This is a genomic window from Halomonas sp. HAL1 (assembly GCF_030544485.1).
Lineage (GTDB): Bacteria > Pseudomonadota > Gammaproteobacteria > Pseudomonadales > Halomonadaceae > Vreelandella > Vreelandella arctica.
In genome coordinates this window covers 3353844-3377451 of sequence record NZ_CP130610.1, presented here as the reverse complement: position 1 = coordinate 3377451, position 23608 = coordinate 3353844, and the positions used below count along the sequence as shown (strand labels likewise).

Sequence of the window (23608 nt, the reverse complement as noted above, 5' to 3'; positions counted from 1 at the left end):
TTATAGGGTAACGTGATGGGAAACGGGCGTGCCGGAGTAGGAAATTATTTGCTAAATAATCAGCTGTCAGAAAGCCAACACTCGCCGCGAATGGTGGCAGCGTTAGTTCATCATGCGCAGCGTCTCAATCGCCGCGGCTGGCGCCAGTTGGTGTGGTTAAGCGGTGAGGCAGAACAGTGTCGCTCAATCGCCCAGGAGGTATGGCAGGCCTTCTCCTGGCAGGCGCCTCTGTGGGTGGCCAACGAGAACGCCGCATTGCTGTTTTCCGCGCCTATTCTCTCACCTCGCAAGGCACGGGCACGCCTGGGGGCTGAGCATCAGTTGGTCGTGATCGATACACACAGCACAGGCTTTGATCCTGAAGCGTTGGGGGCGCTGGCGGGAACGATCACGGCGGGTGGCTTACTGCTATTACTCACACCCCAGCCGTGGGGTGAAGCACCTGACCCGGACTACGCGCGTTTTGCTGATCACCCCTGGCACTGGTCGCAACTGAGCTGCCATTACCTGGCGCGCTTGGCGCGTCAACTGCAGGCCTCAACTCAGGTAGTGCGCTGGCGTGCTGGTCAGGCGTTACAGCTGCCTCAATTGTCTCAATTAGCTTCGCGTGGAGCAGGCGATCCCAGCGCTGGTGATAGCGACTGCCTGACCTCAGATCAAGCAGCCGCCGTAAAGCGATTGGTGGGCCTAAAGCGGCGTCGCCCGCTGGTCATTACCGCCGACCGTGGGCGCGGCAAAAGCGCCGCGCTGGGGATCGCCTGTGCCCGGCTGTTAATGGACAAAGCCCAGCGCGTGGTGCTGACCGCGCCGCACCTGAGTGCGGTGGAGAGCGTTTTTGAACGGCTGTCTGCGCTTTGTCCGGCAGGTCGTCGGGTCGCCCAAGATCACTTTGTGCTGGCCGAGGGCCGCGAGCTGATTTTTTTACCCCCGGACGACTTGACCGAACAGGTCAATGCGCAGGTGCAGGGCGGCGATGGCAGTTATTTATTGGTGGATGAGGCGGCGGCAATTCCCGCTGCGCTTCTGGGGCAATGGCTGGTGGCTTTTCCGCGCATTGCCTTTGCCACGACGGTGCATGGCTATGAGGGCTCCGGGCGTGGATTCGCGCTGCGCTTTCGCGACACCCTTGACCGGCTGACGCCCCAGTGGAAAGCGCTGACGCTTGAGTCGCCCATTCGCTGGCATGGTGGCGACCCGCTGGAAGCGCTGGTCAATCAACTGCTGCTGTTAAAAGCAGTGCTGCCTACTGCTCAACCGAATGACAGCGCCGTGGTAACAAAAGTGGTTGGTCCTGCCTGGCTTGCCGAGCAAGACGCGGCACTGGAAAAGCTGTTTGGACTGCTGGTGCAGTCGCACTACCGTACTTCCCCCAACGACCTGCGCCAATTGCTTGACGGCCCCGGCACGGCATTGCGCGTGATCGAGCAGGTGAGTGAGCCTCAGGCGGTGCTGGTGACACGGGAGGAGGGCGGTTTTGAGGCCACCCTCGCCCATCAAGTCGCCCGCGGTGAACGTCGGCCTCAGGGGCATTTGTTGGCGCAGTCGCTGGCCACTCACGCCGGTAGCCGTGAGGCGTTGACCGCCCGCTGGCGGCGGGTGGTGAGGATCGCGACGCATCCTGAGCGGCGCCGCGAAGGCTTGGGAAAAGCGCTACTGCATGATGATATAGCCGCCGCCAAGCAGCAGGGTGTCGCGCTGTATGGCGCCACCTTTGGTGCGGAGGCGTCGCTGTTACGGTTTTGGTTGGCGCTGGGGTTTACGCCGGTGCGTTTAGGCATTACCCGTGAAGCCTCCACCGGTGAGTTTGCTGTGATGGTGGCGAAAGCGTTAAACGCACAGGGTGAAGCGGTGCTTGCCGACCTGAATGAGCGCTTTCAGGCGGCATTAGCCAGCCTGTTGGCGTTTGAGTTGAAGGCGTTGCCTGCCTCGGTTGTCGTGCTGTTGCTCGGTCAGATGCCGAGCGTTTCACTTAGTGCGCGCGATTGGCAGGATATTGAAGATGTGGCGATCGCCCATCGCGATCCCGTTCTCGCTCGCCCGGCCTTGCAAGCCTTGGCCCGGCAAGCCAGCCACTGCCCCTTAACGGAAGCGCAACAGCAGTCACATCGACAAGTTGCGGCGTGGGCGTTTCAAAATATACCCCTGGCGACGGCCCACAATGACGCGTTGAAGGCCTTGCGCCTCGCCGTGAATAACCTCATTGAGGTAAAGTAGTCCGATTGCCGATAACGAAGAGTCTTTAATGAACGCACATCTTGAAGCGCTGGAGCCCTCCTTAGTTTGGCGCCACTTTCGAACCCTTTGTAATACGCCGCGCCCCTCTGGGCATGAAGCGGCGCTTGTCGCCATCCTCGAAGCGTGGGCCGATGCTCAGGGCCTTGCCCACGACCGTGATACCTTCGGTAATTTACGACTCCGTAAACCAGCCTCTCCTGGCTGCGAGCAGGCACCCGGCGTGGTGTTACAAGGCCACTTGGACATGGTAGCCCAGGCCAATAGTGGTCACGCCCATGACTTTACCCGTGACCCCATCAAGACCTATGTCGCTGATGGCTGGCTGCACGCCGACGGCACCACCTTGGGAGCCGATAACGGCATGGGTGTGGCGGCTATTCTTGCCGTACTGGAAGATCCGGACCTACGTCATGGACCGTTAGAAGCGCTCTTTACTCTGGAAGAAGAGACTTCCATGGGCGGCGCGCTGAATCTTGTAGAAAACTGGTTAGAAGGTTCGCTGCTGCTCAACCTGGACAGTGAAGATAGGGGAGAGGTCTATATTGGTTGCGCAGGTGGAGCCGATGTGGAAGTTGATGCGCAACTGCCGAGCGCCGCCGCGGGTGACCACGAGCAGTTCATCGAGATCGCCTTGACGGGGCTTAAGGGTGGCCATTCTGGCATCGATATTCATAAGCCGCTGGGCAACGCCAATAGGCTGCTGGTTAGAGTGTTGAGGTCTTTAGAAGCCTTTGATGCGCGCTTGATCAGCTACCATGGCGGCACCTTACGTAATGCGATCCCACGCGAAGCTTTTGCCCAAGTAGCGATACCGGCCGATGAAATTGACGCTGCTCTGGTGGCTATCGCTGGGCTTGAAACCATTCTATTAAGAGAACTGGGGAGTGGCGATAGTGGCCTTAAAATAAGCGCCCAGCGTCTGATAGAGGTGCCCGAAGCAGAACCACTAACGCTGGATGCCAGCGTCATGCTACTGGCCGCGCTTCACGCTGCCCCATGCGGCGTGGAGCGGATGAGTGCCGATGTGCCAGGCGTGGTGGAAACGTCCAATAATCTAGGCGTATTAAGCCTGGAAAATGGACGGCTGCACCTCTGCGCATTGGTGCGCTCGCTGCACGACAGTGCTGTCGTCGCCATGGCGGATCGCTTTCAAGCGCTGTTTGGGTTGATTGGTGCGCGGGTAAAAGTGGAAAACGGCTACCCAGGCTGGGCGCCCAATCCTAATGGCAATCTGCTAGCAACCTTTAAAGCACGTCATGCGGCGCTGCTGGGTCAGGAGCCAGAAGTGAAGGTGATTCACGCTGGGCTCGAGTGCGGCATCCTTGGTAGCAAGTACCCACATTTGGATATGATCTCGTTTGGCCCGCTGATTCGCGGCGCTCACTCCCCGGATGAGCGAGTGGAAATCGCCTCTGTCGAAGAGTTCTGGTTAATGCTGCGGGCATTGATCGAGGATCTTGCCGATCAGCGTTAGTCCTCGTCGTAAGAATGGCCACGCATAAAAAACGGCACCCAATATAATAAGGGGTGCCGTTTTTACGTCATGCGAACGCGCTTATTTACTTAATACTTATTTGCTTAAGTAGGCATTGAGCATCCAAACGGTTTTTTCCTGCTCGCGAATGTAGTCACCGGCTTGTGCCGCGGTGCCTTCATCATCAGCGTCAGAGGCGAGCGCAAGTAGTTCGCGCTGTAGCTCAATGATCGTTTGATAGCCTTTCAGCACGCCTTTAACGCAGGTGGTGCCGTCGTGAACGTCTTTATCTTCCTGAATGCGCGATAGCGTGACGTAGTCGCTGTAAGCGTGTACCGGTTTGTGCCCCAGGGTTAGGATACGCTCGGCCACTTCGTCCACTTTGGTCAGCAGGTCGGTGTAGAACTCTTCAAACTTGGCGTGCAGCTCAAAAAAGTCGCTACCGCGTACATTCCAGTGGTAGCCACGCACGTTCATGTAGAAAATTTGGTAGTTGGCTAGCAGGTGGTTGAGCTTTTCGGCGAGTTGACTAGCGCTACCTTCGTGTAGGCCAATGCTATTAGTGTCAGTCATATCCTGCTCCCTCTTTATGCCGCAACGTGCGGCGGTTAATGCGTTTTCAGCACAAATCTTGAGAATATCTGTTCAGAATAGGGCGTCTTTGGTGCAGTGCAAAACAGGTTTTTTGCATCGCTGCCATAGTGCTAAGACATTAGATGCCTGCCGTTACCCTTTGACTACTGTTTAAATGCTGGCGCTAAGAGCTCTTTTCAAGGCCTGCATGCTTTTCAAAGTTTAAGCGCCCACAGCCGCAGCAGATTTTCACAGCGTGCTTCGAGTAGCTCGGCGGTGCGTGGTAGTGCATCAGCTAGCGTCATGGGGCCGTCGGCTAACGCGAAGGCGGCCGTGACGCCTTCATCAAAACAGGCTTGCCAGCCATCGCCGAGGCTGCCCGCCAGCACGATAACGGGTTTGTTAAGGCGCTTGGCGGCACGGGAAACGCCGATGGGCGTTTTACCCGCCAGGCTCTGGCCATCCAGGCGACCTTCACCGGTAATCACCAGGTCCGCGTTAGCCAAGAGTGTTGCCATGTCAGCCTGTTGCATAATCATTTCGATACCGGGTTTTAGCGTGGCGTTTAAAAAGGCCTTGGCCGCAAACCCCATGCCACCTGCCGCCCCGGCGCCCGGTAGCGTTCGGCAGTCCTCGCCGAGTACCTGAGCGCTAATATCAGCAAAGTGGCTCAGCGCGCGGTCTAGCTGTTCGACTTCCTCAGGTGAGGCGCCTTTCTGAGGACCAAATACTGCGGTGGCACCGCGCACGCCCAGTAACGGGTTATCAACATCCACGGCCGCCTCAAGGGCGAGCCCAGCTAACCGCGGGTCTAGCCCATCCAGTGTTAAACGGGTCAGTTGGCTAAGCGCCGCACCGCCAGGAGGTAACGGTTTATCGTTTTGATCCAAAAAGCGAGCACCCAAGGCCTGCAGCATACCGGCACCACCGTCATTGGTAGCGCTGCCTCCGAGTAGCAGCAGCGCTTTTTCAGCGCCTTGATCCAACGCTGCCAGCAGCAGTTCACCCACCCCAAAGGTGGAGGTGTGCAATGCATTGCGCTCATCGGCGGTAAGGTGCTGTAAACCGCTGGCTTCTGCCAGCTCAATAAACGCGGTACGCTGGTCGCTAAGCCAGCCCCAAGTGGCTTTTCTCGGGCGCCCCAGGGCGTCGTGAACATCCAGCTGGCGGCGTTCGGCACCTGTCGCGGCGATCAGTGCATCTAGGCTTCCTTCGCCTCCGTCAGCCAACGGGCAGGCCCGCACTTGGGCACTTGGTATGGCGCGCTTGACGCCCCGGGCCATGGCGGCGGCGGCGTCTTGGGCGCTCAGCGCATCTTTAAAGCTGTCGGGGCAAAGCAAAACATTCATTAGCACGATCTCCGCAAAACGGTGTCTTCAATACGATGTCTTTAATACAGTGTCTTCACTACAGTGTCAGTTAAGTATGCCCCCGTTGGCGAGCTTAGCGCGCTAGCCTGCGCCAAACCAGCGGCCTCGTCCGTTAGAGGATCTAACATGAAGTCGATACCCATAAGCTTAATCTGCCTGTTAGCGCTTGCTGGCTGCCAAGTGACTCCAAGTCGCCTGCCTCAAGCCGAACCAGCGCCTGCTGCTGCGTGCTATTTCCCTGCAACGGATGCGCGGGCGCTTGAAACCAGCGTAGATATCCTGACCGAGTGGGGGTTTACTCTGACCTCTACCGATACCACATTGGGCTTAATTAGCGCCAGTCGTGAACGTGAACTGCACGGTTATTATGACCCTTACGATAATGCGTATGGCTATGGGAGTGGCATGCGTATGTTCGGTGGCTTGGGCATTGGTGGTGGTTCCAGCATCGGTTTTGGCGGTGGGATAGGTTTTGGTGGCGGAATAGGTCAGCAGCCTGTGGAGGTAGAACGTGTCTCGATTTTTGTGAACGACGCGCATATACGCATCTCCCGTGATATTCGCCGCTTTGATCATATGGGCGATTTACGCGACTCCTATAGCGCCAGTAATGATGATTTCTGTCAGCGTTTTCAAACCGCTTTCGAGCAGAGCGTGCCTGCCGCCGGGAGCCCGTTATGAATCTTCGCCACTGGGTATTAATAGGGCTACTGGCGGGATTGGCTGGCTGTGCCACCACAGCGCCTTTGGAACCTCGTGAGTTAGTTTACACAACGCCGACAGAGGAAACGTTTCGCGAAGCAATAGACTTGATGGTTGAGCAAGGCTATGTGGTGCGCCATGCAGATATTGCCCTGGGACGCGCGGAAGCATCGCTTGCCCGCTGGCCGGGGTATCGGTTGCAACTGCAGGTGAGTGAAGAGGGCAACGGTAGTCGAGTAAGCGTATCGGCCTTGAGTGGTAGCCAGCCGTTGCCACCCTATTTACTCGACCCATGGCTTGTCGCCTTGCAGCATAAGTTGGGAGTCGCGCCATGAGGGCGGCGGGTATCGCGGTGGCGTTTTTCTTGGCGGGAAGTAGTTTGCTGGTTAGCCCTGATGCGCGTGCCCATCCTCATGGCTGGATCGACGTGAGTGTGCGGATCATCACCGATGACCAGGGCATGGTAAGTGGCTTGCATCAAACGTGGCGGATGGACCCTTTTTACAGTCTGGTGGTTTTTGAAGAACTGCAGCAGGTACAGAATGCCAGCCTTGAGCAGGGCCTTGATCAGCTTGGTAAAGAGATTCGCGATAATCTTTCCGGTCAGCACTATTTAACCGAAGTACGCATCAACGACGAGCCGCAGACGTTGGGCGAGGTAAGTGAATATACTGCCCTGGAGCGCGATGGTCGGCTGACCTTTATGTTTATTCTGCCGCTGGAGACGCCCCAGCCGTTGGTAGATTCTCTGCTTCGCTATCAAGTGTTTGACCCTACCTACTACATCGAAGTTGTCCATGAAGAGGAGGGCGGTCAGCCACGGGATGATGCGCTGATACTTAACGGCGAGCCTGCCTGTGAGCTCTCTATTCTGCCCGCGGACCCCGATCCTGAAGTGGTGATGGAAGCCGCGCTGCTCGATAAAGATGAAAGCGGTGAGCCAGGGTTGGGGCGCTACTTTGCCGAGACCGGCCAAGTAGATTGCCGCTAGGCGCTATTTGTTAACAATATTAATTTATAGCTTTACACAATGGAGCGACTAGATGGCCTTAACGCGGCCTTTTCCACGCCACTTAGGATTAATACTGGGGCTTCTGTTAGCCGCGGTGGTGCTCGTCATTGTTTGGCAAGGTGGGTTTCAGGGTGTTAGTTACCAACTGCTTGGCTGGCAGCGTGATCTGCATCGCTCGCTGACGCTGGCGATTACCGAACTCTCCCGTACTCCCAGTATGGCTACATGGACGACTCTGCTGAGCGTTAGCTTTGCCTATGGCGTGTTTCATGCCGCCGGGCCGGGGCATGGTAAAGCCGTACTGGCGACCTATTTGGCGACGCATGGCGGAGCTGTTAAGCGTGCCTTAGGGCTCTCGTTTGCCGCCTCCTTGTTGCAGGGTGTGACTGCCATAATATTAGTCGTGGTGTTGGTATACGGCCTAGGCTGGATAACCCGACAAGCCATGGGCAGTGTTGTTTGGGTAGAGCAAGCCAGTTTTCTGCTGGTAGCGGCATTAGGCGCGTGGCTATGTTGGCGAGCCGTCAAGCAATTACGCGCAGCCTATCAGGCCCACGGTCATGATCGTAGCCACAGCCACGATCATGACCATAGCCACTGTTGTGGCGGTGCTCATCATATTGAGCCGCAGCAGGCGTTAGATTGGCGCACGGCGATAATAACGGTCGGTGCTATTGGTATGCGCCCCTGTAGCGGGGCGGTATTGATGCTGGGGGCTGCTAGCCTGCTGGGCCAGTTCGAGGTGGGAGTGGCATCCGTGGTGGCGATGTCGCTGGGCACAGGCATTACCGTTTCGGCGCTCGCGCTGGCAAGTATTCTCGCCCGTGGTTGGGCGCAGCGACGCTTGTCCAAGCAACAGCATAGCCAGCGCAGTGTACAAAAGGCCACCGGCTGGCTGGCCTTGGCCGGTGGTGTGCTGATTGTCACGCTGGGTATTTCGCTTAGTGTCGCGGGCGTTGCGCAGCCCGCAAGTGGGCCGCTTTTGAATGAGCCACCCACTCGGCAAAGTCATCCTTTGACGGGGTAACGCCCAGGCTATACATCAAGCCCATCAATAAGGGCTAAAAGTTGGTGACGTAACTGCGCTTGACCATCCAGATCGTAGGGTTCGGGGGAGCCATTGCCCCATACCGGTGCAGGCCAGGTGGCATCCGAGTGGCGCCGTAAAATGACATGGACATGCAGTTGGCTGACGACATTACCTAGCGTGGCAATATTAATTTTGTCACCTTCTAGCGCTGTTTTCATGGCGTCGCCGAGTTGAGTGGCTTCCCGCCATAGCTGCTGCTGGTCGTCGAGGGAAAGCTCAAACACTTCGCTGACAGAGCCGTAGCGGGGTACCAGAATAACCCACGGATAGCGCGCATCGTTCATCAGTAGCACGCGGCTGAGGGGAAGGTCGGCGATGGGAAGTGTATCAGCCGCTAGGCGTTCATCTAGCTCGAAATTGTTCAAGTCATGGGCTCCAGACAGCAGTTTAAATAAGTGCTAGCATAGCAGCCGCAAAGTGAAGTAGGGAAAGCGAGCGTGATCATGAAAACGCTGTTACCCTGAAAAAACTCCCAAGCGGCAATGAGAGTTGCCAGTGGAGTTTCCCGATGTTGAATGACTCGTTAAGGAGAACGGAAAATGAAAAAATTATTAGCCATGAGCTTTATGCTGCTGATGACCGCGGGTGTTCTTACTGGTTGTAATACCATTTCTGGCGCTGGCCAGGATGTGGAAGAGGGCGGCCAAGCTGTCCAGGATGCAGCCAATTAAGCTGCATTAGCATGGTGTTGTTTTCCACCGGGCCGGGCAAACGCCCGGCCCGGTGGTGTTTAGAACTTATTTATTCACAATCTGCTATTTGGAGATTCAAGGATGAAGCCCCGTATGACTCTGGCTAAATTCGCCCTAGTTAGCGCTTCTACGATGTTGCTGACCGCCTGCGTCAGTTCTCAGATGCCGATTTCCCCAGCTAGCGACGATGTAGACGCAGCACCACCGCCGCCCACGGTAGCGCCGACTGGCTCCAGTGATGAGCAGGCGTCTGCCTGTGACCTGGAGGCTATTCAACACGCGATCGGCGAGCCATTCGATGATGCGAAGGTATCGCAATTACAAAGCGATAGCCGCGCGCGCCAAGTGCGTGTGCTTAGCCCTGGTGATGCAGCCACGATGGATCACCGTCCGGATCGTTTGAATATCCACCTTGATGATCAAGATGTTATTGAAGACTTGCGCTGCGGCTAATGCCTCTAGCGTAAAATCAGCACGACGCAGGCGGCGGTTAATATTCCCATGGTGATATTGAACGCGCGCCATGCGCCGTCGCTTTTGATCCACTGCCCAATGGCCGTGCCAAAGGCCGCCCATAAAGCAATACACGGCAGTGCTACCAGCTCAGCAAAGCCTGCGAGCACCAGCGCATTGAACACCGGCTGACCACTTTCGGGTAAAAAGCCCGCCATTAGCGCAAGTCCCATCACCCACGCTTTAGGGTTGGCAAACTGAAACGCTGCCGCCTGCCAAAACGTAAACGGTACGCTATGTTCGCGTGCCTTCAAATTAGGCGGTGGCGCGCTGGCAATTTTCCATGCTAGATAGAGCAAGTAGGCGCTGCCTATCCAGCGAAGCGCAGTTTGAATAGCGGGATAGCGCTCGAACAGTACGCCTAACCCCAGTGCGATGCCCGCAAACAGCAAAAAGCAGCCGCCTAAAATCCCCCACATATGCGGTAGCGTGCGCTTAAAGCCAAAGTTGGCGCCAGAGGCGGTGAGCATCACGTTGTTCGGCCCTGGCGTCAGCGTCATCGAGATCATATAGAGCGCGGCAGGACCGAGGATTAACCATTCGCTGTTCATTTAAGTGTATCCGTACAAGGCGGTTGTGCTGAGTGGTTGTGTAATGAACGCGCCATGACTAATCATAGCGGTCTTTCCAGCGTTGGCGATTGACCTGCTCCTTAAGCATTTCGAGAATGTCATACAGCATCTGTTCGGTAACCCGATTGCTGCCTTCGTCAACCGTTAGCCAGGTGTCAAAGCCGCTGTCGGCGGTGCGCTCAACTAATTCCTTAAACTCATCCGAGTGAATGCCAAGCAGTAGTTCATCGACTAGTCGCTGGGCAACACCGCTTAGGGAGGCCTCCATTGCACTCGTGGCCTGCTGCCCCATGGGTAGCCGGTTCAAGCGCTGAATCTCGGGACTTTCTCTTAGCGTACGACTAACTAAGTCGCTGATCGCTGCCATGATAGAGTGGCGGTTATGCTGGTAGGCTTTGCCAATCGTGCTCTCTAACCGCTGGGCGATCTCATGAATTAACTGTGCTTTGCGGGGCATGATCACTCGGTCGATGACACGTTCGGTGAGCGAGTCACTGGCGCGGATCTGGTGCTGAACATTTCCCAGCAGTTTTAAGGCGATACGGTCAGAAAGCTCTTCAAGCAAGATGTCGTAATACTTGGCAAAAAATAGGTAAATATCCCAGCGGGTGACGTCAATTAAGCCCAGCCGGTGCAGGCGATGGAGCAGCGATACGACACGCAGAATACGCAACAGGCGGAAGCCTGCCAGGGGAATACAGCCCAGCACGTCATACCAGTGCACGAAGGGGTAAAAAAACCAGCGGTGGTAGCGCCGTTCGGCAATCGCAATGGACCAGCCAAGCAGTACATCGACAATAAAAAAGCTTACAAACACCAAGTCGATGGCGATAAAGCGGCTATGAACGGTGTCATCGTAGAACGCGTGAAAGCCAGGCGCGATGCTGGCGATACCTTGGTTGATAGGGCCAAGCAGAAACAGTGAATCAAACAGCAGTAGCGAGAGGTTAATCACCACAAGCGTTAAAATGAAAAAATCCCAACCGATATGGGCGTATTCGACCGCTTTAGGCAGGTGCGGGTAGCGTTCCCTGGCGGGCATGCGAACTCCTTATGGTGGGACGTTGCAACAGCTGTTACTGGGTCTGTGATTGATGCTGCTGTTGGGTCAACAGCTCTTCTCGCTCCGCCTGTTTGCGTAATTTTTTGCGCAGCGCTGCTTTTTCAAAGCGTAGTTTCTGCAGCGGTGTTGCCAACGTGAGTGGCGGTACGCTGGCGGGCTTGCCCTCAGCATCAATCGCGACCATGGTGAGGTAGCAGCTGTTGGTATGGCGGATTAGCTTATTGCGAATATCTTCGGCCACCACCTTAATACCAATTTCCATTGATGAGCGGCCAACATGATTGACGCAGGCTAGGAACGTGACCAGTTCCCCTACATGGATAGGCTGTTTAAACAGCACTTGATCCACCGACAGTGTCACCACGTAGTGACCTGAATAACGGCTGGCACAGGCAAACGCGACTTCATCGAGCTTTTTAAGAATAGCCCCACCATGCACTTTGCCGCTGAAATTCGCCATGTCAGGTGTCATTAATACCGTCATGGAGAGTTCGTGTTGCCCAGGCAGGGCAGTATTGATAACGGTGCTCGCGCTGGTTTCCGTCTCGGACATACGGTGTTCCTTCTGTTATCGCCGCCCGCCGCCCAGTTGCTGGCCAAACTGGGCGGCGGGCAGTCATTGACTGTTTTTTAAAACCAGACCTTTTTTAAAACCACACTAGCCCGACTGAAATGATAATACCGGTTATAAATAGCTGAATAAGGCAGAAGCCCATAATGTCTTTTGCTTTCAGCCCGGCAATAGCGAGTACCGGTAGCGCCCAGAAGGGTTGCAGCAAATTGGTCCAGGCATCGCCCCAAGCGACTGCCATGGCCACCCGTGAAATGTCGGCACCTAACGCTTGAGCTGCAGGGAGCATCACCGGTGCTTGTACGGCCCATTGGCCGCCGCCAGAAGGGACAAACAGGTTTACAATCCCAGCGCTGATAAATGACCAGAAGGGCAGCGAGCTGGCGGTGGCAAATGAGATCAGCCACTCAGACATGCTTTCAGCCAGCCCTGATTGAACCATGATGGCCATGATGCCAGCGTAGAAAGGGAACTGAATAACAATCCCCGCGCCGCCTTTGATCGCTTCATTCAAACTGGTGAGAAGGTTGCGTGGCGTACGATGTAGAACAATAGCCAGGAACAGAAACAGGAAGTTAACGACGTTAAGGTTCAAGCCGCCGCCGCGCAGCAAAAAGTGATCAAGCAAGAACAGCACCCCTGGCACGCCTACGAGTAGGGAGAGGGTCAAACTATTTTCAAGACGTTCTGCCGGACGAGTAATACGTCCTACCGGCTCTGGCTCGTCATTAAGCACACTGGGGTCGACGTAGACGCTATCCTTCTCATCCGGCAGCATCATACGGTTCACCAGTGGGATGGCGATAAACAGGCAGACCACAATGGCGAGGTTGAAGAAAGCGAAAATCGTTGAGCCGGTGCTAATGACGCCAATCTGGTCAGCGGTAAAATGGCCTTCGGTGGCGATGGTCAAGGGTATCGAACCTGCCAAGCCGCCGTGCCACACCACAAAACCCGAGTAGGCACTGGCAACGAGGAGCCGATAGTCAACGCGAATCAGCCGGGCCAGCTCTTTAGCAAACAGCGCGCCGACCACAAGACCAAACCCCCAGTTAATCCAGCTGGCCGCCAAGGAAACCAGCGTCACCAGAATGATGGCGCCACCGGGCGTTTTAGCCGTACCAGCGATTTTTTGCAGAATACGTTTTACCGGCGGGGAGCTAGCCAGCATAAAACCGGTAACTAACACCAGCAGCATCTGCATAGAGAACGTAAGTAAACCCCAGAAGCCATCGCCCCAGAAGCGCAGCACCGCCAGCGGTGTTTGGCGTTCAATGGCGATCGCGGCAACCGACGCGATTAACGTCAGCAGCAGAACGAAAATGTACGGGTCGGGTAGATAGCGCTCCACCAGCTTTACGGCCGGTTTTGAGATCATTTTAAGCATGAGATGCTCTCTTTATTCATTATTAGAAAGTGCCTAGTCAGTGTCTAGGAGGTGCGTAGCTAATATACGGGTGAGCGCGCTGTTTTTCACGTTGAAGCTTCCCGCTTAATTTCACATTAGCTCAGTTGCTACTCAACGTGTTTGTTTTAGCGCCAGTGGCTTAACCGGTAGCGGCGGTGGTAGTAAAGACGATAGTAGTGAATGAGTACCGCCGAGCGAACCAGCGTAAAGAGCATAAACGCCAGCCACAGGCCATGATTGCCCAGCCCCTGGGTTAACCACCAAGCGGGCAGGTAGACGGCGAGGCCGATAAAGATGCTGTTACGCATTTCACGCACGGCGGTGGTGCCAATAAATACCCCATCAAGCAGGTAGCTCCATACCGCAATCAGCGGCATGGCCACCATCCACGGCAGATAGTGCGCTGCGGTCTCGCGTACCTCTTCAAGGCCGGTGAGCAGGGCAATAAGGCCGTTGCCGCCTAGCGCAAACAGAAGAGCCGCTGCGCCCGCTGTCCAGAATGAAAAAACGGCAGCGGCGCGCACGGTGGTCGCAAACTCACGCCAATCTTTGCGCCCATAAGCACGTCCGATCAGTGATTCCGCGGCATGGGCAAACCCATCTAGCGCATAGCTGGTGAGCATAATGAACTGCAGCAGTACAGCGTTGGCGGCGAGCACCGTATCGCCCTGACGGGCACCCTGGGCGGTAAAAAAAGCCATGGCAAACAGCAGGCCGAGGGTGCGCACAAAGAGGTTGGCGTTGACGTTAAACAGCGCGGTGTAGGCCGCCAGAGCCAGCAGGCGCTCGCGCAAAAAGTGGCCGTTCAGGTTGGCTAATTGGCGCAGTACCAGATAGCTGCCGAAGGCTAATGCACTGTAGTCGGCGATGACGCTGGCCCAGGCCACGCCGTTACTGGTCATCCCCAGGCCCACCACAAACCATAAATCCAGCACGATATTAACGCTGTTAGTCAGCAATAAAATCATTAGCGTGACGCGGGAATTTTGCTGGCCTAAAAACCAGCCCAAAATGGCGTAGTTGGCGAGTACAGCGGGCGCAGACCAGAGGCGGATGTGGGCGTACTCACGCGCTAAATCGGTGGCTACTCCACTGCCATCCAATAGCCACAAGCCTAACGTAATCAGCGGCGAGGCAAATACAATCAGCAGGCAGCCAATCACCAGCGCCATGATCAGCGACTGCCCCAGCAGGTTGCGCACATCCGTGTCGCTCTCGCGGCCCATGGCTTGTGCGACTAATCCCGTGGTGCCCATGCGCAAGAAACCAAAGCCCCAATAGAGAAAGCTGAACAGCGTGGCGCCCAGAGTGACGCCTGCCAGATAGCGAGAGTCGGGCAGATGCCCGACCACGGCGGTATCGACCAACCCAAGTAGCGGAACGGTGATATTAGAAAGAATGATTGGCCAGGCGAGGGCCCAGATACGCATTAGGCTTAAGCGGCCGTGATGATGCGGTACTTCTTCATCAACTGCTCTTGGCTTTCGTGGCGCTCTGGGTCAAGCGGGATACAGTCCACCGGACAAACCTGCTGACACTGAGGTTCGTCATAGTGGCCCACGCACTCGGTGCATAGGTTGGGGTCGATGACATAGATCTCCTCACCGGGGGAGATCGCATCATTGGGGCATTCGGGCTCGCAGACGTCGCAGTTAATGCACTCGTCGGTAATCATCAGGGCCATGGGCATACCTCGCGTATACGTTCACATTCGGGCTGTCTAATACCCGAGTGTTTTACTCAACAATGGCGTTGGCTAGCTAGTGTAGTGCTTACGTAGCGCTTCGGCGACCTGTGGATGCACCAAGCGAGAAACATCGCCGCCCAGCTTGGCAATCTCGCGCACAATGGTCGAAGAAATATATGAATTTTCAACCGCTGGGGTTAAAAAGACACTTTCCAGTTCTGGATTTTGCGCCCGGTTCATGTTGGCAAGCTGCAGCTCATACTCAAAATCGGAAACCGCGCGTAGGCCACGCAGAATAATCGTCGCTCCCTGCTCATGCATCATGGTGGTGAGCAGGGTGGAAAAACCGATGACTTCCACGTTGGGTAACGACGCACAGACCTTGTTGATCAGTTCCATGCGCGTTTTCAGGTCGAGATTGGGGCTTTTGCCTGGGCTCGCTGCCACTGCGATAACGATTTTGTCGAACATGCGCGCGCCGCGCTCAATGAGGTCGAAGTGGCCATTGGTGATCGGGTCGAAAGTGCCTGGATAGACGGCGATATTAATTTTGCCGCTGCTCATCACGATGTCTCCTCGTCCAAACGGCCAAACGGATTGTCACTGGTGAGCGAAACCGCGTGGTCGTAACCGGGAATATGAATACGGTCGGCATGAATATCGAGCTCAGGGCCTTCCAGCACTGCTTCACCGAACTGGTAGCGTGGCGCGTAGTGGCCATGGTCAGCTTGAGCGAGGTAGCTTGCCGCTGCTTCGCGGGTGGCCTCACGACGTGCTTTCCAGGCACTGATCGCCGCTGCGCCATGGCGCTGGGCAAGTAAGCGTTCGGTCACCGCAGGCGAAAGTACAACACCGGTGGCATTGTTGCCGCCGAACCCTTTGGCATTGATAAAAGAGGCATCAGCACGGAAGGCCTGGGTGGTTTGTGAAAACCGTAACCGCTCGGCATAGACATCGTCGGCTACGGCATCGAGCGTAGGAATGCCCGGCAATAGGTCGTGGGCAAAGCTGCCCAGGGCACTGGCCAACTGATCGCCCGCCGCCGAACCTTGCGAATGGCCGATAAACGCTTTGATCGCCACGACTGGCCAGTCGCTGATGCCGTTGGCACGGGCAATCTCATCGAATACATGGGACTCGGTAATGCGGTTTTTCGGTGTGCTGGTGCCGTGGGCGTGTAAAAAGCTGCGCTCTTTGAGGGCTTTTTCACCGAGCATATCGCGCACCAGTGCAGCTGCTTTACCGAGGGTAATGTAATTGCCGATACCCGGCGCCGAAATCGAGCGTTTATAGCCGTCGGCGTTGACGAACACCTCAGGCACCGCGCCCAGAATATCGGCACCGACCTCCAATGCCAGGGAGTCGTCCATCAGCAGTACAAACTGGCTGGCTTCCGCCATGGTAAAGCCACAGTTGCGGGCAAACGGGCGGCAGGCGCGCTGGTAGTCGCTGTCAGTCAGTAGCTCAAGCGCGTCCAGCGCTTTTAATCCAGCATCGTCAGCCAGTGCGCCCATCGCCCGGAAGCCTTCGATGATTTCCGGCGTAATCGGCGCATCTGCCGTGCCGACCATCACCACGCGGCGACGCCCTGCACGAATGTCGTCAATACCCAGGCGCAGGTTGTAGAGAAAGCTGGCGCAGGCGCCTAGCGCCGCGCCGGTCCCGCCGACGCTGCCGAGTACATAGGCATTCAAAAAGTCGGCGGGCATCTGGCCATAGCCTAGCGGCATCTGCTTGGAGGTAGCGCGCTGGCCGGTCACCAGGCTTTTGAGCAAGCCGCCCCAGCCTTGGTCATCCAACTGGCCGATGGAGTTGCCAGCGTACACGGCAATATGGTCTGGATTCAGCTGTTGGCGGAGTATTTCCCAGGAGAAACCGCTGGCGCCCAGGCAATCACTGGCACCAAACACCGCTAGTGAGAGACCGCGCGGGTGATGCACGCTGCGATAAAGGCTGGCGGGGTCAAAACCGCTAGGCAACTGCGCCGCTGCGCGTACCTTGGGTACCTGCGCGTCGGGCAGCAATACCTCTAGTACGCCGGCGGGCACGCTGACCTCTACCTCGCGGGCATCAATATCGCGCACCTGCCAGTCGGCCGGCAGGTTGTCGGGCAGCTGACGACGGCGCAGGGTAAAGCGCATCGGCTCAGCAAACTGCATGCTGGCCTGGCGGTTAGACGGTAGGCCAGGGGCGAGAAAACGCGGGTCTTCGTTGCGACGGATCAGGGTATGGTTCAATACCTGATCACGCAGCGACAGAGCCGGGGCGTCTACGGGCTGGCCTTGACTGTCCTGCCACCCCTTTTCGGAGTGCTCTACTAGGCGCATAAGCGCCGCCAAGCCTTCCAGTGTCTGGCGTTGCTGGTCAGCAGGGAGGGCATCAAGCACAGTGCGGCGGAAGGCCTGATAGCCAGAGGTTCTGCCAGCAGGGTTGATGCCGCCCATGCCGACAATCACCGGTAAGTGTGACAAGCCGGGTTCCTCGTGATGCGGTGGTGGTAATAACAATTATTGACAACGCTCTAAGTCAACCATAGCTAATTAAATTATAGCTAAGTCAATTATAACTAGCTCTATTATGACCAAAGCGATGCGCTTAAATAAGTACCTAATGCGTGATCATAGCACCGGCCACGCAACGGCGTCATGCCGCAAGCGCTTGAGACTGATAGAATCACGCTTTTCAGCCGAGAGATGGCATGCAGCATAATTCTCGACCAGTGACGTCTAATCAGCTGGGCCCGCATCAGGATTTGGCGCGCCGGGTCAACCGAGCGCTCACGCACCCATTACGTAAACCGATCGCCGAACACACGCAGCGCAACTTTGCACAGGCGGCTGAATGGCTGGCGAGCCGTCAAGCGCCGCTGATACTTGATTCCGGCTGTGGCGTCGGGGTATCGACACGCCAACTAGCGGTGCAGTTCCCCGGCCATGCCGTGATTGGCATTGATCGCAGTGAGGATCGTTTGGGGCGTGATCACGGTGAACTGCCACATAATGCACTGCTAGTGCGCGCGGATCTGGTCGATTTCTGGCGTTTGGCCTATCAGGCAGGCTGGGCACCCGAGCATCACTATTTGCTTTACCCCAACCCTTACCCCAAAGCAGGGCATCTCAAAATGCGCTGGCATGGTCATGCGGTTTTACCCACACTGTTGGCGCTTGGTGGGCACCTTGAGCTGCGCTCAAATTGGTCGCTTTACGTTGAAGAGTTTGCCTTGGTGGTGGCGCAGGTAACCGGCAAGCAGGCGGCAGTGGCTGAATTTGTACCTGAAGGTGACTATTTAACACCGTTTGAGGCGAAGTATGCTCAAAGTGGCCAAACGCTGTGGCGGTTATGGGTTGATTTGGAGCGAAAATGACGTTTGTTTATTTAGTGTTGGCGATTGTGGCCGAAGTCATTGCTACGAGTGCATTAAAGGCTTCTATGGGCTTTACACGTCCATTGCCGAGCGTTGTGGTGGTGGTGGGCTACGGGCTCGCTTTTTATCTGCTCAGCTTGGTGCTGCGCACGCTGCCGGTGGGGGTCGCCTATGCGATTTGGGCGGGCCTGGGCATTGTGCTGGTCACCTTGGTCGGCATTGTGGTGTTTGGTGAAAAGCCCGACTTACCGGCGGTACTGGGGATTAGCCTGATTGTGGCGGGTGTGGTTCTGCTGCAAGTGTTTTCCAAAATGAACGTGCATTGAGGTAATTTAATGGGGTCTTTTTTTACTGTTAAGCGCCTGCGGCGCTGGTCGTTGGTGTCCGGGGTTGCCTCGCTGGCACTGTGTGCCAGTGCCAGCCTGTTCGCTGATTTCAGCCGCCTGAGCCAACTGCAGAACAAAGGTTTCTCGATCAGTGCTGAAGCGCGCCTGCTTGACGCCGACACAGGTGCCAATGCGCTGTTGGGCAGCATTAATCCAGAGCGCCAGCTATCGCCCGCGTCTGTTACCAAGGCATACCTGGCGGCGGCGGCGCTGAACCGTTTTGGTCCTCAGCATCGCTTTACCAGCCAGCTAGTTAGCTCGGGCAGGGTTGAAGACAGAGCTGAAGGCGGTGTGCTGCGTGGCGATTTAGTGTTTGAGGGCGGTGGCGACCCCGGCCTGACCACGGAAAACCTATGGCGCTTGGTGCAGCGTTTGCACTTAGCCGGGGTGCGTGAAATTGATGGCGCTTTGGTGGTCAGCCAGTGGCGGTTTGGGCCGGTTGACTGTATTACTACCGACCGCTGCGATGCCCTCACTCGGGTCGCCAACGCCTACAGCGCACCGCTTTCGTCAGCTGGCGTTAATTTCGGTAGTTGGTGTGTCAATGTCGCCCCCGCTGCTAGCGCAGGTGAGCCAGCCCGGGTAGGGCTGTGCGATAGTCAGACCTCGCTGATCACCATTGATAATCAAGTCGTTACTCGCCCAGCCAATAGTGGTACCGAGATTAGCGCTGAACGCATCACCGATGAACGCGGTGACGTGATGCGCCTGACGGGACAGATTTCGACCAATGCCACTGCCCGTGATGTTTATCGTGGCGCGGGCGATGCGGCCGAGAAAACTGCACAAGTGCTGATGGGCATGCTGAATCAGGCGGGGATTCAGGTGCGCGACCCGTGGCGCGTCAGTTCGGCCCAGCCGCCCAGCACGGCACAGCGCTTGGCTGCCGTCGATAGCCAGCCTCTGCAAGAAATATTGCTGCGCATTATGAACTACTCGAATAACTACATGGCCGATGTGCTGGCGCTTGATCTGGTCGAGACGCCCCAGGCGCAGTTACGCCAGGCAGGCCAAGCCATTGAGTCTTATGTGCAGCGTCTTCCCGGCCATGGGCCATTAACGTTGTATAGCGGCAGTGGGCTGACTACGGAAAACCGCACATCGGCTCAGGGGGTTAACGTGATGCTGGAAGACATGTTTCGGCAGAGCGCGCTGTTTCCAAGCTTTGTGGCCGCCTTCCAATCGCCAGCCAACGGCGTGATGCGCTTTATTCGGCGTGGCTCAACCACGTTTCAAAACAATGTCATGTTAAAAACCGGTACCCTGAATCAACCCTTTGCTGTGCGCGCCGCGGCGGGCTATTTTCGCACCGCGCAAGGACGCTGGGGAGTATTTAGTGTCATGGTCAATGGTAGCGGCAGTACGCCGTATTTAAGCTGGTCTGAGGTGCTGGATCCATTATCACTGGATCTAGACGCCATGATTTTAGCGAACTGATTTCCCTTTACGCTCACAAGGTGAGGCGACCTGCATGAAACCAGGGCATACCGGTTTAACCCATTTGGTCCACTCCACGCGCTATTCGTGGAAGGGGCTTAAGGCAGCGTTTAGAAACGAGGCAGCCTTTCGCCAAGAAGTAGTGATTACTGCGTTGTTACTCCCCTTTGCCTGGTGGATAGGGGACAGCATCATCAGTTGGCTACTATTGGTAAGTAGCCTGTTTTTTGTGCTGATCGTAGAGTTACTTAATAGTGCCATTGAAAACGTGGTTGATCGCATTGGCACTGAGCACCACGAGCTTTCTGGCCGGGCCAAGGATATTGGCTCCGCCGCTGTTATGCTGTCACTGATGATGGCTGGCCTTACCTGGGGGCTGTTGGGTTGGGAAAAGTTTTATAGCTAAGCTGATTTAAGAGCTGAATATTTTTAACACGCTGGACAGCGAGGTAGTTATGCAAGTGAACGACGATTTTTTACCGTTGTCGACGCTGCCAGCGTCGTTACAAAAAGCTACCCAGGCCGCTTGGCAGCGCTTAATTGAGGCGCTGACCCAAGCCGATAATATTGCTGAGATGACCCAGCAAGAGCTGCCTTCAAGCAGTTGGCAGGGGCTTTCTGAGCAGCGCCGTGAGGCGCTTGCGAAAGTGTTGGCCATTTCAACCTTCGCGCTGGATACCCTGGCCCGCTACCCCCAGTGGTTGGCTGAGTTGGATATTGCCGGTGAATTGGACGCAAATCCTGGGCGGGATGAACTGGCTAGCTGGTTGAACGAGTCGCTTGAGAGCGCCGACGACGAAGAGGCCATGCAACGGGTGATTCGACGTTTTCGCCGCAAGCGGATGGTCGGCATTATCTGGCGTGACCTTAATCGTGCGTCCGGCTACGTTATGTGGGATACCGCCAAGGCGGTGTCTGAGCTTGCCGAAATCTGCCTGGAAGCCGCGTTGAGTTGGCTTGAGCAATTTTATGCGCCGCGCTGGGGTGAGCCCGCGCCACGCAAAGACGGCTCGCCCCAGCGCTTGGTTGTGCTGGGTATGGGCAAGCTGGGTGCGGGTGAGCTGAATCTCTCCTCCGATATTGATCTGATCTTTGCCTTCCCCGAAAAAGGCGAAACCCAGGGCGGGCGCAAGCCCTTAGAGCACCAGGAGTACTTTACCAAGCTTGGCCAAAAGCTCATCGGTGCTCTAGATGCTATCACGGCGGACGGTTTCGCCTTCCGCGTTGATATGCGCTTACGGCCTTTAGGCGACGGCGGGCCGCTGGTGGGCAGTTTTTCCATGCTCTCCAGCTACTACCAGGACCAAGGCCGCGAGTGGGAGCGCTACGCAATGCTGAAAGCGCGCCCTGTGGCGGGTGATTTAGACGCAGGTGATGAGTTGCTGGCCGGGCTGCGCCCCTTTGTGTATCGCAAATATCTTGATTTCGGCGCGATTGAGTCGCTGCGTGAGTTGAAAGCGATGATTAACCGCGAAGTGAAGCGCAAAGGTATGCAGAGCAATATCAAGCTCGGCCCCGGCGGCATTCGCGAAGTTGAATTTGTGGTACAGGCGTTCCAGCTGATTCGCGGCGGTCGTGATACCGAGCTGCAGGTGACATCGCTGAAAACCGCGCTCAATCGCTTGCCCGAGCTGGGCCTGTTGCCGCAAGAAGTGGTTGATGAGTTGTTGCCTGATTACGCTTTTCTGCGCGACGTTGAACACGCTCTTCAAGCGCTGGAAGACCGCCAGACGCAAACCCTACCCAGCGATGACAGCGACCGTGAGCGGGTAGCCTTCGCCATGGGCCATGAAGACTGGCCGGGGCTGATTGCCCAGCTTGATGAAGTGCGCGAGCGCGTGCGCCAGCACTTTGATGCAGTGATCGCGGACCCTGAAGAGGACGTGGATGAGGCCAACGATGACAGCCAGCTTGGCTTGGCCCAGTGGCGACTGATTTGGCGCGGCGAGCTAGAGGCGGAGGAGGCCACTGCGCACCTTGCCGAGGCGGGCTTTAATGCGCCGGAAAAAGCCTTAAAGCGACTGCAGAGTCTTTACCACTCCCGGCAAGTGCAAAGCATGCAGCGGATTGGCTTTGAACGGTTGGATGCGTTAATGCCGCTACTACTGGATGCCGTGGCCGACAACGAGGCGCCGGATACCGCGCTGGCGCGGGTGCAGCCGCTGATTGAGTCCGTCTTACGGCGTACCGCTTACCTTGCCCTGCTGCGCGAAAACCCTCAGGCGCTTGAACACCTGATGCGCTTGTGTGCTTCCAGCCCCTGGATCGCCGAACAGCTGGCACGTTACCCCATCCTACTCGACGAGCTGTTGACCCCGGAAACGCTCTACACTCCAGCCGATAAAGCGCGCCTGGCCGATGAGCTACGTCAAACGCTGAACCGCTTGCCAGAGGATGACGAAGAGGCGCAACTGGAGGCGCTGCGTGTCTTTAAGCACGCGCAAACGCTTCATGTGGCGGCGTCAGATATCATGGGCACTCGGCACCTGATGAAAGTAAGTGATTACTTAACGTTCATCGCCGAAGTCATCCTTGATGCCGTACTGGCCATGGCGTGGAAACATATTACCCGCAAGCATGGCGTTCCTGATGGTCTGAATACCCGCGAGGCAGCCTTTCTGATTGTCGGCTACGGCAAGCTGGGCGGCATTGAGCTGGGCTACAGCTCCGATTTAGATCTTGTTTTCCTGCATGATAGCGATGGTCAAGGCGCGACGGATGGCCCACGGCCCATTGATACCCCCGTATTTTTCACCCGCTTGGGCCAGCGTATTATTCACCTGCTTACCGCGATAACCCCCACCGGCACGCTTTATGAAGTGGATATGCGTCTACGGCCTTCGGGGAATTCAGGGCTATTGGTGACATCGCTTAAAGCCTTTGCAGACTATCAGCGGCAGAACGCCTGGACGTGGGAACACCAAGCGTTGGTGCGCGCCCGTGTCGTGGCGGGGAGCGATGTGCTGGCCGAAAAATTCGCCCAGCTGCGCGGCGATATTTTAGGCAATGAGCGTGATAAAGCCGCGCTGCGCGAAGAAGTGGTCAAAATGCGCCAGAAAATGCGCGATCATCTGGGCAGTAAAGCGACCAGTGATACGTTTAACATTAAGCAAGATGCGGGCGGTATGGTGGATATTGAGTTTCTCTGCCAATACGCGGTGTTAGCGCTCGCTCACCAAACCCCCGCGCTACTGACGTATAGTGACAATATCCGTATTTTAGAGAGCCTGACGGAGAGTGGGTACTTACCTTATGAAGAAGCGGAGCGACTGAGAGAAGCTTACCTGGCCTATCGCAGCGCTACCCATCGAGCGGCGCTCACCGGTGAAAAAGCGCTCACCGATGGGGAAGAGTTTAGGGAACATCGCGATATCGTCACCGCGCTCTGGCAGCGCTTTCTTGAGCCACCAGCCACTGATAATAACTAGCCCGGCAAACGGGTCACTCTGACTAGGAAGG

24 protein-coding genes are annotated in these 23608 nt (G+C 56.4%); 13 read left to right on the top strand and 11 right to left on the bottom strand.

Features of this window, described 5'->3' with window-relative positions:
* Nucleotides 1–48 precede the first annotated feature (48 nt).
* A complete protein-coding gene (locus Q3Y66_RS15825) occupies nucleotides 49–2214 on the top strand; it encodes a tRNA(Met) cytidine acetyltransferase TmcA (RefSeq protein ID WP_008957593.1) in 2166 nt (721 codons plus the stop codon).
* A 28-nt stretch (nucleotides 2215–2242) separates the two neighbouring features.
* The gene (locus Q3Y66_RS15820) at nucleotides 2243–3709 is read left to right on the top strand and encodes an aminoacyl-histidine dipeptidase (protein WP_008957592.1); all 1467 of its coding nucleotides are present in this window, start codon (nucleotides 2243–2245) and stop codon (nucleotides 3707–3709) included.
* Between the two features lie 96 nt (nucleotides 3710–3805).
* Here Q3Y66_RS15820 and Q3Y66_RS15815 read toward each other — a convergent pair whose 3' ends face one another.
* Nucleotides 3806–4282, bottom strand: a complete 477-nt coding sequence (locus tag Q3Y66_RS15815) for a Dps family protein (protein WP_008957591.1) — start codon at nucleotides 4280–4282, stop codon at nucleotides 3806–3808.
* Nucleotides 4283–4497: 215 nt separating this feature from the next.
* Entirely contained in the window at nucleotides 4498–5631 is a 1134-nt protein-coding gene (locus Q3Y66_RS15810) for a glycerate kinase (protein ID WP_008957590.1), read from the bottom strand.
* Between the two features lie 147 nt (nucleotides 5632–5778).
* Between Q3Y66_RS15810 and Q3Y66_RS15805 the strand changes: the two genes are divergently transcribed.
* Genes Q3Y66_RS15805 through Q3Y66_RS15790 form a run of 4 tightly spaced genes read left to right on the top strand, consistent with a single transcriptional unit; the run spans nucleotide 5779 to nucleotide 8393 of the window.
* Nucleotides 5779–6333 (top strand): hypothetical protein, encoded by a 555-nt coding sequence (locus Q3Y66_RS15805; RefSeq protein ID WP_008957589.1) that lies wholly within the window; start codon nucleotides 5779–5781, stop codon nucleotides 6331–6333.
* A complete protein-coding gene (locus Q3Y66_RS15800) occupies nucleotides 6330–6689 on the top strand; it encodes a hypothetical protein (RefSeq protein WP_008957588.1) in 360 nt (119 codons plus the stop codon). The genes Q3Y66_RS15805 and Q3Y66_RS15800 overlap by 4 nt, the downstream gene beginning before the upstream one ends.
* The gene (locus Q3Y66_RS15795) at nucleotides 6686–7345 is read left to right on the top strand and encodes a DUF1007 family protein (RefSeq protein ID WP_008957587.1); all 660 of its coding nucleotides are present in this window, start codon (nucleotides 6686–6688) and stop codon (nucleotides 7343–7345) included. The genes Q3Y66_RS15800 and Q3Y66_RS15795 overlap by 4 nt, the downstream gene beginning before the upstream one ends.
* Nucleotides 7346–7397: 52 nt before the next feature.
* Entirely contained in the window at nucleotides 7398–8393 is a 996-nt protein-coding gene (locus tag Q3Y66_RS15790) for a nickel/cobalt transporter (protein ID WP_008957586.1), read from the top strand.
* Nucleotides 8394–8401: 8 nt separating this feature from the next.
* Here the strand turns inward: Q3Y66_RS15790 and Q3Y66_RS15785 are convergent, their stop codons facing one another.
* Nucleotides 8402–8821: an HIT domain-containing protein gene (locus Q3Y66_RS15785; RefSeq protein WP_008957585.1), complete on the bottom strand. Its 420-nt coding sequence runs from the start codon at nucleotides 8819–8821 to the stop codon at nucleotides 8402–8404.
* A 174-nt stretch (nucleotides 8822–8995) separates the two neighbouring features.
* On the opposite strand from Q3Y66_RS15785, the gene Q3Y66_RS15780 reads away from it, so the two are divergent.
* Nucleotides 8996–9127, top strand: coding sequence for an entericidin A/B family lipoprotein (locus tag Q3Y66_RS15780; protein WP_008957584.1), 132 nt, complete (start codon nucleotides 8996–8998; stop codon nucleotides 9125–9127).
* A 102-nt stretch (nucleotides 9128–9229) separates the two neighbouring features.
* Entirely contained in the window at nucleotides 9230–9601 is a 372-nt protein-coding gene (locus Q3Y66_RS15775; protein WP_008957583.1) for an I78 family peptidase inhibitor, read from the top strand.
* Nucleotides 9602–9606: 5 nt separating this feature from the next.
* Here Q3Y66_RS15775 and Q3Y66_RS15770 read toward each other — a convergent pair whose 3' ends face one another.
* The 8 genes from Q3Y66_RS15770 to Q3Y66_RS15735 form a co-directional block, all read right to left on the bottom strand.
* Complete coding sequence (locus Q3Y66_RS15770) at nucleotides 9607–10212, bottom strand: LysE family translocator (protein WP_008957582.1); 606 nt, start codon at nucleotides 10210–10212, stop codon at nucleotides 9607–9609.
* Nucleotides 10213–10270: 58 nt separating this feature from the next.
* On the bottom strand, nucleotides 10271–11275 hold the full coding sequence (locus Q3Y66_RS15765; RefSeq protein ID WP_008957581.1) for a hypothetical protein: 1005 nt from the start codon (nucleotides 11273–11275) through the stop codon (nucleotides 10271–10273).
* Nucleotides 11276–11309: 34 nt separating this feature from the next.
* On the bottom strand, nucleotides 11310–11849 hold the full coding sequence (locus Q3Y66_RS15760; RefSeq protein ID WP_008957580.1) for an acyl-CoA thioesterase: 540 nt from the start codon (nucleotides 11847–11849) through the stop codon (nucleotides 11310–11312).
* 94 nt (nucleotides 11850–11943) lie between these two features.
* A complete protein-coding gene (locus tag Q3Y66_RS15755) occupies nucleotides 11944–13254 on the bottom strand; it encodes a short-chain fatty acid transporter (RefSeq protein WP_008957579.1) in 1311 nt (436 codons plus the stop codon).
* A gap of 146 nt (nucleotides 13255–13400) precedes the next feature.
* On the bottom strand, nucleotides 13401–14705 hold the full coding sequence (locus Q3Y66_RS15750; RefSeq protein ID WP_008957578.1) for an MATE family efflux transporter: 1305 nt from the start codon (nucleotides 14703–14705) through the stop codon (nucleotides 13401–13403).
* A 5-nt stretch (nucleotides 14706–14710) separates the two neighbouring features.
* Nucleotides 14711–14959: a YfhL family 4Fe-4S dicluster ferredoxin gene (locus Q3Y66_RS15745; RefSeq protein ID WP_008957577.1), complete on the bottom strand. Its 249-nt coding sequence runs from the start codon at nucleotides 14957–14959 to the stop codon at nucleotides 14711–14713.
* A 72-nt stretch (nucleotides 14960–15031) separates the two neighbouring features.
* Nucleotides 15032–15526: a pantetheine-phosphate adenylyltransferase gene (gene coaD / locus Q3Y66_RS15740; protein ID WP_008957576.1), complete on the bottom strand. Its 495-nt coding sequence runs from the start codon at nucleotides 15524–15526 to the stop codon at nucleotides 15032–15034.
* On the bottom strand, nucleotides 15526–17406 hold the full coding sequence (locus tag Q3Y66_RS15735) for a beta-ketoacyl synthase (protein WP_035586708.1): 1881 nt from the start codon (nucleotides 17404–17406) through the stop codon (nucleotides 15526–15528). Before Q3Y66_RS15735 ends, coaD begins: the two co-directional genes overlap by 1 nt.
* Nucleotides 17407–17660: 254 nt before the next feature.
* Here Q3Y66_RS15735 and Q3Y66_RS15730 point away from each other — a divergent pair, with 254 nt between their 5' ends.
* Genes Q3Y66_RS15730 through glnE form a run of 5 tightly spaced genes read left to right on the top strand, consistent with a single transcriptional unit; the run spans nucleotide 17661 to nucleotide 23577 of the window.
* Entirely contained in the window at nucleotides 17661–18326 is a 666-nt protein-coding gene (locus Q3Y66_RS15730) for a tRNA (guanosine(46)-N(7))-methyltransferase TrmB (protein WP_008957574.1), read from the top strand.
* A complete protein-coding gene (locus Q3Y66_RS15725; RefSeq protein ID WP_008957573.1) occupies nucleotides 18323–18652 on the top strand; it encodes a multidrug efflux SMR transporter in 330 nt (109 codons plus the stop codon). Before Q3Y66_RS15730 ends, Q3Y66_RS15725 begins: the two co-directional genes overlap by 4 nt.
* Nucleotides 18653–18661: 9 nt before the next feature.
* The gene (dacB, locus tag Q3Y66_RS15720) at nucleotides 18662–20149 is read left to right on the top strand and encodes a D-alanyl-D-alanine carboxypeptidase/D-alanyl-D-alanine-endopeptidase (protein ID WP_008957572.1); all 1488 of its coding nucleotides are present in this window, start codon (nucleotides 18662–18664) and stop codon (nucleotides 20147–20149) included.
* A gap of 34 nt (nucleotides 20150–20183) precedes the next feature.
* A complete protein-coding gene (locus Q3Y66_RS15715; RefSeq protein WP_008957571.1) occupies nucleotides 20184–20555 on the top strand; it encodes a diacylglycerol kinase in 372 nt (123 codons plus the stop codon).
* Between the two features lie 49 nt (nucleotides 20556–20604).
* The gene (glnE, locus tag Q3Y66_RS15710) at nucleotides 20605–23577 is read left to right on the top strand and encodes a bifunctional [glutamate--ammonia ligase]-adenylyl-L-tyrosine phosphorylase/[glutamate--ammonia-ligase] adenylyltransferase (RefSeq protein ID WP_008957570.1); all 2973 of its coding nucleotides are present in this window, start codon (nucleotides 20605–20607) and stop codon (nucleotides 23575–23577) included.
* The last annotated feature ends 31 nt before the right edge of the window (nucleotides 23578–23608 follow it).

Bases quoted from the DNA above. Each gene is read 5' to 3' on its own strand.
- Q3Y66_RS15760 (WP_008957580.1), bottom strand. From the start codon at position 11,849: ATGTCCGAGACGGAAACCAGCGCGAGCACCGTTATCAATACTGCCCTG.
- Q3Y66_RS15815 (WP_008957591.1), bottom strand. From the start codon at position 4,282: ATGACTGACACTAATAGCATTGGCCTACACGAAGGTAGCGCTAGTCAA.
- Q3Y66_RS15795 (WP_008957587.1), top strand. From the start codon at position 6,686: ATGAGGGCGGCGGGTATCGCGGTGGCGTTTTTCTTGGCGGGAAGTAGT.
- Q3Y66_RS15715 (WP_008957571.1), top strand. From the start codon at position 20,184: ATGAAACCAGGGCATACCGGTTTAACCCATTTGGTCCACTCCACGCGC.
- Q3Y66_RS15780 (WP_008957584.1), top strand. From the start codon at position 8,996: ATGAAAAAATTATTAGCCATGAGCTTTATGCTGCTGATGACCGCGGGT.
- Q3Y66_RS15765 (WP_008957581.1), bottom strand. From the start codon at position 11,275: ATGCCCGCCAGGGAACGCTACCCGCACCTGCCTAAAGCGGTCGAATAC.
- glnE (WP_008957570.1), top strand. From the start codon at position 20,605: ATGCAAGTGAACGACGATTTTTTACCGTTGTCGACGCTGCCAGCGTCG.
- Q3Y66_RS15725 (WP_008957573.1), top strand. From the start codon at position 18,323: ATGACGTTTGTTTATTTAGTGTTGGCGATTGTGGCCGAAGTCATTGCT.
- Q3Y66_RS15775 (WP_008957583.1), top strand. From the start codon at position 9,230: ATGAAGCCCCGTATGACTCTGGCTAAATTCGCCCTAGTTAGCGCTTCT.
- dacB (WP_008957572.1), top strand. From the start codon at position 18,662: ATGGGGTCTTTTTTTACTGTTAAGCGCCTGCGGCGCTGGTCGTTGGTG.
- Q3Y66_RS15745 (WP_008957577.1), bottom strand. From the start codon at position 14,959: ATGGCCCTGATGATTACCGACGAGTGCATTAACTGCGACGTCTGCGAG.
- Q3Y66_RS15755 (WP_008957579.1), bottom strand. From the start codon at position 13,254: ATGCTTAAAATGATCTCAAAACCGGCCGTAAAGCTGGTGGAGCGCTAT.
- Q3Y66_RS15820 (WP_008957592.1), top strand. From the start codon at position 2,243: ATGAACGCACATCTTGAAGCGCTGGAGCCCTCCTTAGTTTGGCGCCAC.
- Q3Y66_RS15790 (WP_008957586.1), top strand. From the start codon at position 7,398: ATGGCCTTAACGCGGCCTTTTCCACGCCACTTAGGATTAATACTGGGG.
- Q3Y66_RS15730 (WP_008957574.1), top strand. From the start codon at position 17,661: ATGCAGCATAATTCTCGACCAGTGACGTCTAATCAGCTGGGCCCGCAT.
- Q3Y66_RS15750 (WP_008957578.1), bottom strand. From the start codon at position 14,705: ATGCGTATCTGGGCCCTCGCCTGGCCAATCATTCTTTCTAATATCACC.
- Q3Y66_RS15800 (WP_008957588.1), top strand. From the start codon at position 6,330: ATGAATCTTCGCCACTGGGTATTAATAGGGCTACTGGCGGGATTGGCT.
- coaD (WP_008957576.1), bottom strand. From the start codon at position 15,526: ATGAGCAGCGGCAAAATTAATATCGCCGTCTATCCAGGCACTTTCGAC.
- Q3Y66_RS15770 (WP_008957582.1), bottom strand. From the start codon at position 10,212: ATGAACAGCGAATGGTTAATCCTCGGTCCTGCCGCGCTCTATATGATC.
- Q3Y66_RS15810 (WP_008957590.1), bottom strand. From the start codon at position 5,631: ATGAATGTTTTGCTTTGCCCCGACAGCTTTAAAGATGCGCTGAGCGCC.
- Q3Y66_RS15805 (WP_008957589.1), top strand. From the start codon at position 5,779: ATGAAGTCGATACCCATAAGCTTAATCTGCCTGTTAGCGCTTGCTGGC.
- Q3Y66_RS15735 (WP_035586708.1), bottom strand. From the start codon at position 17,406: ATGGGCGGCATCAACCCTGCTGGCAGAACCTCTGGCTATCAGGCCTTC.